Origin of the sequence: Pseudomonas sp. HT11 (assembly GCF_044875395.1) — a bacterium.
Classification (GTDB): domain Bacteria; phylum Pseudomonadota; class Gammaproteobacteria; order Pseudomonadales; family Pseudomonadaceae; genus Aquipseudomonas.
Genome location: NZ_CP173217.1, coordinates 111,868 through 120,000, shown reverse-complemented (window position 1 = coordinate 120,000; position 8,133 = coordinate 111,868). Strand labels below are relative to the sequence as shown.

Below are 8,133 nucleotides of genomic sequence, written 5' to 3'. Positions count from 1 at the left end.
CCACCACCCTCTACCATACTCTAGTCAGTCAGTTTTGAATGCAGTTCCCAGGTTGAGCCCGGGGATTTCACATCCAACTTAACAAACCACCTACGCGCGCTTTACGCCCAGTAATTCCGATTAACGCTTGCACCCTCTGTATTACCGCGGCTGCTGGCACAGAGTTAGCCGGTGCTTATTCTGTCGGTAACGTCAAAACACTAACGTATTAGGTTAATGCCCTTCCTCCCAACTTAAAGTGCTTTACAATCCGAAGACCTTCTTCACACACGCGGCATGGCTGGATCAGGCTTTCGCCCATTGTCCAATATTCCCCACTGCTGCCTCCCGTAGGAGTCTGGACCGTGTCTCAGTTCCAGTGTGACTGATCATCCTCTCAGACCAGTTACGGATCGTAGCCTTGGTGAGCCATTACCTCACCAACTAGCTAATCCGACCTAGGCTCATCTGATAGCGCAAGGCCCGAAGGTCCCCTGCTTTCTCCCGTAGGACGTATGCGGTATTAGCGTCCGTTTCCGAACGTTATCCCCCACTACCAGGCAGATTCCTAGGCATTACTCACCCGTCCGCCGCTCTCAAGAGAAGCAAGCTTCTCTCTACCGCTCGACTTGCATGTGTTAGGCCTGCCGCCAGCGTTCAATCTGAGCCATGATCAAACTCTTCAGTTCAAACATCTTTGGGTTTTTAAGAAACCCTAAACTTGGCTCAGCAATCGTTGGTTACATCTTTGATTTCTCGCGGAGTAACTTGTGATGCTGATAATCTTGTTGACTATCAGTCTGACTCCACAAGCACCCACACGAATTGCTTGATTCAGTTGTTAAAGAGCGGTTGGTTAAGATCTTTCGTCTCAACCGAGGCGCGCATTCTACAGCAGCCTCATTTGCTGTCAAGTGATTATTTTCAGAAGTTTTCGAAGATTTCTTCAACAACTTCAACCACTTGCGCTTCCGATCTCTCGTTAGCGGGAGGCGAATTCTACAGCGTTACACGCTGCTGTCAACACCTCTTTTTCTCCGCTTTCGATCGAGAAGATCGAAACGTTAATAGAGCCAAACAACACTGCCCTACCAACTCCTTCTGGGCTTCGATGAACTGAAGCAGCTCGCTGTCGAATCTCGCGTAACTCTTTGTTTATCAAGGAGTTTTCCGTTTCGACTGCGCCGGAAGTGGGGCGAATTATAGACTTCCAGAATCTGCCGTCAACCCTTAATTTTGCTTTTCTATCAATTAGTTAGGATTGATTAAAAAACAACCGACATTGAGCCCTTCACACACTCTATATAGAGGGAAACGCTCATATAACCCCCGCCTCCTTTAAAGCAGCTACACTCGCCGGCCCCAGCCCAAGCACACCTTGCAGCACCTGAACCGTGTGCTCTCCCAATAGAGGAGGCGCGCTACGGTACTCCACCGGCGTCTTGGACAGCCTTATCGGACTCGCTACCTGAGGCACCATCCCCGCCAACGCATGCGGCAATGCCATCGCCAACCCCCGCGCCTTGACCTGTGGGTCGGCGAACACCTGTGCCAAGTCATTGATAGGCCCGCACGGCACACCCACTCGCTCCAGCTGCGATACCCACTCAGCGGTGGTCTTGAAGACGGTAGCCTGGCGAATCAACGGAATCAGCTCCGCGCGATTAGCCACCCGCAGCTTATTAGTAGCAAAGCGCGGATCCTCTGCCCATTGAGGCTGCCCCGCCACCTCAGCGAACTTGCGAAACTGCCCGTCGTTACCCACCGTGAGGATGAAGTCACCATCAGCCGTGGGGAAATCCTGATAAGGCACGATATTGGGGTGAGCATTGCCCAAACGCTTTGGCGAACCTCCCGTCGTGAGGTAATTCATCGCCTGGTTAGCCAGGCATGCCACCTGCACATCCAATAACGCCATATCAATGTGCTGCCCGCCACCGTCATGATCGCGATGGGCCAGCGCTGCCAGAATGGCCACCGTCGAGTAGAGCCCGGTCAGGATGTCGGTCAACGCCACGCCCACCTTCACAGGCCCAGCCCCTTCATCACCCTCTGGCCGACCGGTCAGGCTCATAAGGCCACCCAGCCCCTGGATCATGAAGTCATAACCGGCGCGTGTCGCATAAGGCCCCGTCTGACCAAAGCCCGTGATCGAGCAATAGATCAACTCGGGATTGATCTCCTTCAGCGATTCATAGTCCAGCCCATATGCCGCCAGACCACCCACCTTGAAGTTCTCGATCAGGATGTCGGACTTGGCCGCCAGGTCACGCACCAGCTTCTGCCCCTCCGGTCGCGTGAAGTCGATAGTCACCGACTCCTTGTTACGGTTGGCCGACAAGTAATACGCCGCTTCACTGGTGTTCTCGCCAAAGGCATCCTTAAGAAAGGGCGGCCCCCATGCACGCGTGTCGTCGCCATTACCAGGCCGCTCGACCTTGATCACTTCAGCCCCAAGGTCCGCAAGGATCTGCCCGGACCAGGGGCCCGCCAGCACTCGCGATAAATCCAGTACCCGCAGATGTGAAAGCGCGCCCATACCGTGCTCCTATTAATAGAACGCCTGAAGACCGGTTTGCGCACGCCCAAGAATCAGGGCATGCACGTCGTGCGTTCCTTCATAGGTGTTGACCACCTCCAGGTTGACCAGGTGGCGCGCCACCCCAAACTCATCGGAAATACCGTTGCCACCCAACATGTCACGCGCCATACGGGCGATATCCAGGGACTTGCCGCACGAGTTGCGCTTCATGATCGAAGTGATCTCAACCGCCGCCGTTCCTTCATCCTTCATGCGCCCCAGACGCAGGCACCCTTGCAGCGCCAGCGTGATCTCGGTCTGCATATCGGCCAGCTTCTTCTGGATCAATTGGGTTGCCGCCAATGGACGCCCGAACTGATGACGATCCAGGGTGTACTGGCGAGCGGTATGCCAGCAGAACTCGGCGGCACCCAGCGCGCCCCAGGAGATGCCGTAGCGCGCCGAGTTAAGGCAGGTGAAAGGCCCTTTCAAACCACGCACATCCGGGAAAATGTTTTCTTCCGGCACAAAGACGTTATCCATGACAATTTCACCGGTAATGGAAGCCCGCAGGCCGACCTTGCCGTGAATCGCCGGAGCGCTCAGACCTTTCCAACCCTTCTCAAGGACAAAACCGCGGATATCCCCGGCATCGTCCTTGCCCCACACCACAAACACATCGGCGATCGGGCTATTGGTGATCCACATCTTGGCGCCAGTCAGGCTATAGCCGCCGTCTACCTTGCGCGCCCGCGTAATCATCGCACCCGGGTCAGAACCATGGTTAGGCTCGGTCAGGCCGAAGCAGCCGATCCATTCCCCGGATGCCAACTTCGGCAGGTACTTCTGCTTCTGCGCCTCGGTACCAAATTCGTTGATGGGCACCATGACCAGTGACGACTGCACACTCATCATCGAGCGATAGCCAGAGTCGACACGCTCGACCTCACGGGCGATCAGCCCATAACTGACGTAATTCAAGCCACTGCCACCGTACTGCTCAGGGATCATCGCGCCGAGCAGGCCGGTTTCGCCCATCTCGCGAAAGATCGCCGGGTCGGTCTTTTCATGGCGGAAGGCTTCGAGCACACGCGGCGCCAGCTTGTCCTGGGCGAACTGCTCAGCACTGTCACGCACCATGCGCTCTTCTTCGGTGAGCTGTTGATCCAGCAGCAGCGGATCGATCCAGTTGAAGCTTGCCTTACCAGCCATGAATAAGCCCTCGCGGAAAAAATCAGAAGTCGTGGGTGCAGCCTAGGCTGGGCAGACGCAGAGGGCAAACGAGGTTTCTGCATAGGGTTGTGCTAATTTCTCACTCCGAAACGACTGAGAAGGGCGCAGACGCGCTTTATAAGTGAGTACTCCGTACATGCGCAGAAAAATTCCCAGTACGACTGCTCTGGTCAGCTTTGAGGCTGCGGCCCGCCACGAGAGCTTTACCAAGGCGGCGCACGAGCTTTCCATCACCCAAGGCGCCATCTGTCGACAGATCGCCAGCCTTGAGGAGTTTTTGAGTGTCGAGCTATTTCGGCGCTCCCGGCGCGGGGTAAAACTGACGGAAGCGGGCCTGTCCTATAGCCGGCGCGTCGCCATGCAACTGGACGCCGTAGAGCGCGACACCTTGTCAGTAATGGGACAGCAGGGCGCCAACGTCATTGAATTGGCCGTGGTGCCAACCTTCGGTACCCAATGGTTGATCCCTCGCCTCAAAGATTTTCAACGACACCACCCAGAGGTGACCGTCAATCTCACCAACCGGACGCGCCCCTTTCTATTTGCCGATACCGAATTCGATGCGGCGATCTACTTCGGCGATGCCGACTGGTCCGGCACCGAGTCTCACCGTCTGATGGGGGAAAATCCGCTCCCGGTGTGCAGCCCGCGCTTGTTGGGTGACCGTGACCACTTCAGCCCTCAGCAGATCGCGAAATTGCCGCTACTGCAGCAAACCACTCGGCCATACGCCTGGCGCCAATGGTTCAGCGCGCAACAACTGAACATACCCCGTGACATGACAGGCCCTCGTTACGAGCTATTCTCGATGTTGTCTCAAGCCGCCATGCATGACATGGGCATTGCGCTGATTCCGCCATTCCTTATCCAGCGCGAGCTTGAGGAGAAGCAATTAGTGATCGCAAGCCCCGAAGCCCTCAGCAGTTCGAAGGCGTATTACCTGATGATTCCCGAACGAAAAGTCGAATCCGCCTCACTGCACGCCTTCAGAGACTGGTTAATTGATCAATCACAGCGTTATAGCCCCAATGTTTAAAGGCTCTACGCTAGTTACTGACCCTGTAGTCAAGATATTCCAAATCCTACAGATGTACGGATATGTCGCATTTACGCAGACTGTACTTGCCAGCCAGAAATCAAGCTCAAAGCTATGATCCACATGGCTTGCAGCGACCATATGCGGCCAATGCCCGCCCATTCACAGCGACGATTGGAAAAAGTCTCAAAAAAGCCTGAACCCCTCTAAACACCTGTATTTAAAACGGTTATTAGGGTGCATTGCGACAATCAGTCACAGGGTGACTTGTAGTTAATTTTTCGTCACCCGTCATAATCCCTTGATGGCCGTAAAGTTCGCCTGCAAAATGCCGCGCCCCGCTGTCATTTCGGCGGGATCGTGCTGATCGGCCGCCCCAGTTGCGCCACTCGCGGTGCACTGGCCTTTTTACAAAAAGATCAAAAGCAAAAAGATCATGCAGGAGATTTGACGTGCACATTGGTGTTCCTCTCGAAACCCAGACCGGCGAAACGCGGGTGGCTGCCACCCCGGAAACCATCAAGAAGCTGATCGGCCAGGGCCATAAGGTCACTGTTCAAAGCGGTGCAGGCATTAAAGCCAGTGTCGTGGACAGCGCCTATGAAACCGCAGGCGCAACCATTGGCAGTGCCGAGGATGCGTTGGGTGCCGAGCTGATTCTCAAGGTGGTTGCCCCCAGCGACAGCGAACTGGCGCTGATCAAAAGCGGCACCGTGTTGGTGGGCATGCTCAACCCGTTCAGCAACGAAACCATCGCCAAGCTTGCCGAGCGCGGCATTACGGCCTTCGCCCTTGAAGCTGCACCGCGCACCTCGCGGGCCCAGAGCCTTGACGTGCTGTCATCGCAAGCGAACATCGCCGGCTATAAGGCGGTATTGCTGGCAGCCCATCACTACCCACGCTTCATGCCAATGCTGATGACTGCCGCCGGCACCGTCAAAGCCGCGCGCGTGCTGATCCTCGGCGCCGGCGTTGCAGGCTTGCAGGCCATTGCCACGGCGAAACGCCTGGGTGCAGTGATCGAAGCGTCCGACGTGCGCCCGGCAGTAAAAGAGCAGATCGAATCCCTGGGTGCCAAGTTCGTCGACGTGCCCTACGAAACCGATGAAGAACGCGAATGCGCCGTCGGCGTCGGCGGTTATGCGCGCCCCATGCCTTCCAGCTGGATGCAACGCCAGGCCCTGGCCGTGCACGAACGCGCCAAGCAAGCCGACATTGTTATCACCACCGCACTGATCCCGGGCCGCAAGGCACCGACGCTGTTGAGTGCTGAAACCGTCGCACAAATGAAACCCGGCTCTGTGGTCATCGACCTCGCCGCAGCCCAGGGCGGCAACTGCCCGCTGACGGTCGCCGATCAGGTGATCGTGGAAAACGGAGTGACCATCTGCGGCCCGACCAACCTGGCCGGCGCAGTCGCTGCTGATGCTTCTGCTCTGTATGCGCGCAACCTGCTGGACTTCCTGAAGCTGGTCTTCACCAAGGAAGGGCAGTTTGAAATCAACCTCGAAGACGACATCGTCGCCGCGTGCCTGATGTGCCGCGACGGCCAAGTCATCCGTAAAAACGCCTAAGCAGGGATTCAGACGATGGAAGAGCTTATCTCCCCCGGTATCTACAACCTGATCATCTTTGTGCTGGCGATTTACGTCGGTTACCACGTGGTTTGGAACGTCACACCCGCGTTGCACACGCCATTGATGGCCGTGACCAACGCGATCTCGGCGATTGTGATCGTCGGCGCCATGCTGGCGGCGGCCCTTACCGTTACACCCTTGGGCAAGACCATGGGCACCCTGGCCGTGGCTCTGGCGGCAGTCAACGTGTTCGGCGGCTTCCTGGTAACGCGCAGGATGCTCGAGATGTTCAAGAAAAAAGCCCCGAAAGTAAAAGAAGAGGCGCCGAAGTAATGAGCATGAATCTTGTAACGACACTCTACCTGATCGCGTCGATCTGCTTTATCCAGGCCCTCAAAGGCTTGTCACACCCCACCACGTCGCGACGCGGCAACCTGTTCGGCATGCTCGGCATGGCGCTGGCGGTGCTTACCACCGTGGGCCTGATCTATAAGCTGGGCGCTGAGCTGGCCACTGCTGGCATTGGTTACGTGATTGTCGGCCTGTTGATCGGCGGCACCGCCGGTTCAATCATGGCCAAGCGCGTAGAAATGACCAAGATGCCTGAGCTGGTGGCATTCATGCACAGCATGATCGGCCTGGCCGCGGTGTTTATCGCCATCGCCGCCGTGGTCGAGCCGCAATCCCTGGGCATCGTCAAACACTTGGGCGACTCGATCCCTGCCGGTAACCGCCTGGAACTGTTCCTCGGCGCGGCCATCGGTGCCATCACCTTCTCCGGTTCGGTGATCGCGTTCGGCAAGCTGTCGGGCAAGTACAAGTTCCGCCTGTTCCAAGGCGCGCCGGTACAGTTCGGCGGCCAGCACAAGCTGAACCTGGTGCTGGGCCTTGCAACCCTGGGTCTGGGCCTGGCGTTCATGTTCACTGGCAACCTCAGCGCCTTCGCATTGATGCTGGCCCTGGCGTTCGTGCTTGGCGTGCTGATCATCATCCCGATTGGCGGCGCCGACATGCCGGTCGTCGTGTCGATGCTCAACAGCTACTCCGGCTGGGCAGCGGCGGGTATCGGCTTCTCGCTGAACAACTCGATGCTGATCATCGCCGGCTCGCTGGTGGGTTCCAGCGGCGCGATCCTGTCGTACATCATGTGCAAGGCGATGAATCGCTCGTTCTTTAATGTACTGCTCGGCGGCTTTGGCAACACAGCCGATGCGGCGGGCCCTGCGGGCTCGAAAGAAGCGCGCCCGGTCAAATCCGGCTCTGCCGACGACGCCACTTTCCTGCTGACCAATGCCGACACCGTGATCATCGTGCCGGGCTATGGCTTGGCGGTGGCACGTGCGCAACATGCGCTTAAAGAGCTGACCGAGAAGCTGACCCACCGCGGCGTGACCGTGAAGTATGCGATCCACCCGGTGGCGGGCCGTATGCCTGGTCATATGAACGTGCTGCTGGCCGAGGCCGAAGTGCCTTATGACCAGGTGTTCGAGATGGAAGACATCAACTCCGAGTTCGGCCAGGCCGACGTGGTGCTGGTGCTGGGCGCGAACGACGTGGTCAACCCGGCCGCCAAGAACGACCCTAATTCGCCGATCGCCGGCATGCCGATCCTTGAGGCGTTCAAGGCCAAGACCATCATCGTCAACAAGCGCTCGATGGCCAGCGGCTACGCGGGCCTGGACAACGAATTGTTCTACCTGGACAAGACCATGATGGTCTTCGGTGATGCCAAGAAGGTCATCGAAGACATGGTCAAAGCCGTCGAATAACACTGCGCCAGCGCAATA

6 protein-coding genes and 1 rRNA gene (1 of these 7 only partly in view) are annotated in these 8,133 nt (G+C 57.2%); 4 read left to right on the top strand and 3 right to left on the bottom strand.

What is annotated here, in order from left to right:
- The 3 genes from ABWL43_RS00575 to ABWL43_RS00565 all read right to left on the bottom strand — a co-directional run.
- Positions 1 to 668: ribosomal RNA gene (locus ABWL43_RS00575) — 16S ribosomal RNA — on the bottom strand; it reaches 869 nt to the left of the window's first position.
- A gap of 629 nt (positions 669 to 1,297) precedes the next feature.
- The gene (locus ABWL43_RS00570; RefSeq protein ID WP_404486197.1) at positions 1,298 to 2,518 is read right to left on the bottom strand and encodes a CaiB/BaiF CoA transferase family protein; all 1,221 of its coding nucleotides are present in this window, start codon (positions 2,516 to 2,518) and stop codon (positions 1,298 to 1,300) included.
- Positions 2,519 to 2,530: 12 nt separating this feature from the next.
- Positions 2,531 to 3,712, bottom strand: coding sequence for an acyl-CoA dehydrogenase (locus tag ABWL43_RS00565; RefSeq protein WP_053253703.1), 1,182 nt, complete (start codon positions 3,710 to 3,712; stop codon positions 2,531 to 2,533).
- 157 nt (positions 3,713 to 3,869) lie between these two features.
- Between ABWL43_RS00565 and ABWL43_RS00560 the strand changes: the two genes are divergently transcribed.
- From ABWL43_RS00560 to ABWL43_RS00545, 4 genes are all read left to right on the top strand, one after another.
- Entirely contained in the window at positions 3,870 to 4,769 is a 900-nt protein-coding gene (locus ABWL43_RS00560) for a LysR family transcriptional regulator (RefSeq protein ID WP_404486195.1), read from the top strand.
- Between the two features lie 452 nt (positions 4,770 to 5,221).
- Positions 5,222 to 6,343, top strand: a complete 1,122-nt coding sequence (locus tag ABWL43_RS00555) for a Re/Si-specific NAD(P)(+) transhydrogenase subunit alpha (RefSeq protein WP_119741360.1) — start codon at positions 5,222 to 5,224, stop codon at positions 6,341 to 6,343.
- 15 nt (positions 6,344 to 6,358) lie between these two features.
- Entirely contained in the window at positions 6,359 to 6,679 is a 321-nt protein-coding gene (locus tag ABWL43_RS00550; RefSeq protein WP_003187417.1) for an NAD(P) transhydrogenase subunit alpha, read from the top strand.
- Positions 6,679 to 8,115, top strand: coding sequence for an NAD(P)(+) transhydrogenase (Re/Si-specific) subunit beta (locus ABWL43_RS00545; protein ID WP_119741358.1), 1,437 nt, complete (start codon positions 6,679 to 6,681; stop codon positions 8,113 to 8,115). The genes ABWL43_RS00550 and ABWL43_RS00545 overlap by 1 nt, the downstream gene beginning before the upstream one ends.
- The last annotated feature ends 18 nt before the right edge of the window (positions 8,116 to 8,133 follow it).

Excerpts from the sequence above, each read along its gene's own strand:
- ABWL43_RS00570 (WP_404486197.1), bottom strand. The coding sequence starts at position 2,518 with ATGGGCGCGCTTTCACATCTGCGGGTACTGGATTTATCGCGAGTGCTG.
- ABWL43_RS00565 (WP_053253703.1), bottom strand. The coding sequence starts at position 3,712 with ATGGCTGGTAAGGCAAGCTTCAACTGGATCGATCCGCTGCTGCTGGAT.
- ABWL43_RS00560 (WP_404486195.1), top strand. The coding sequence starts at position 3,870 with ATGCGCAGAAAAATTCCCAGTACGACTGCTCTGGTCAGCTTTGAGGCT.
- ABWL43_RS00550 (WP_003187417.1), top strand. The coding sequence starts at position 6,359 with ATGGAAGAGCTTATCTCCCCCGGTATCTACAACCTGATCATCTTTGTG.
- ABWL43_RS00545 (WP_119741358.1), top strand. The coding sequence starts at position 6,679 with ATGAGCATGAATCTTGTAACGACACTCTACCTGATCGCGTCGATCTGC.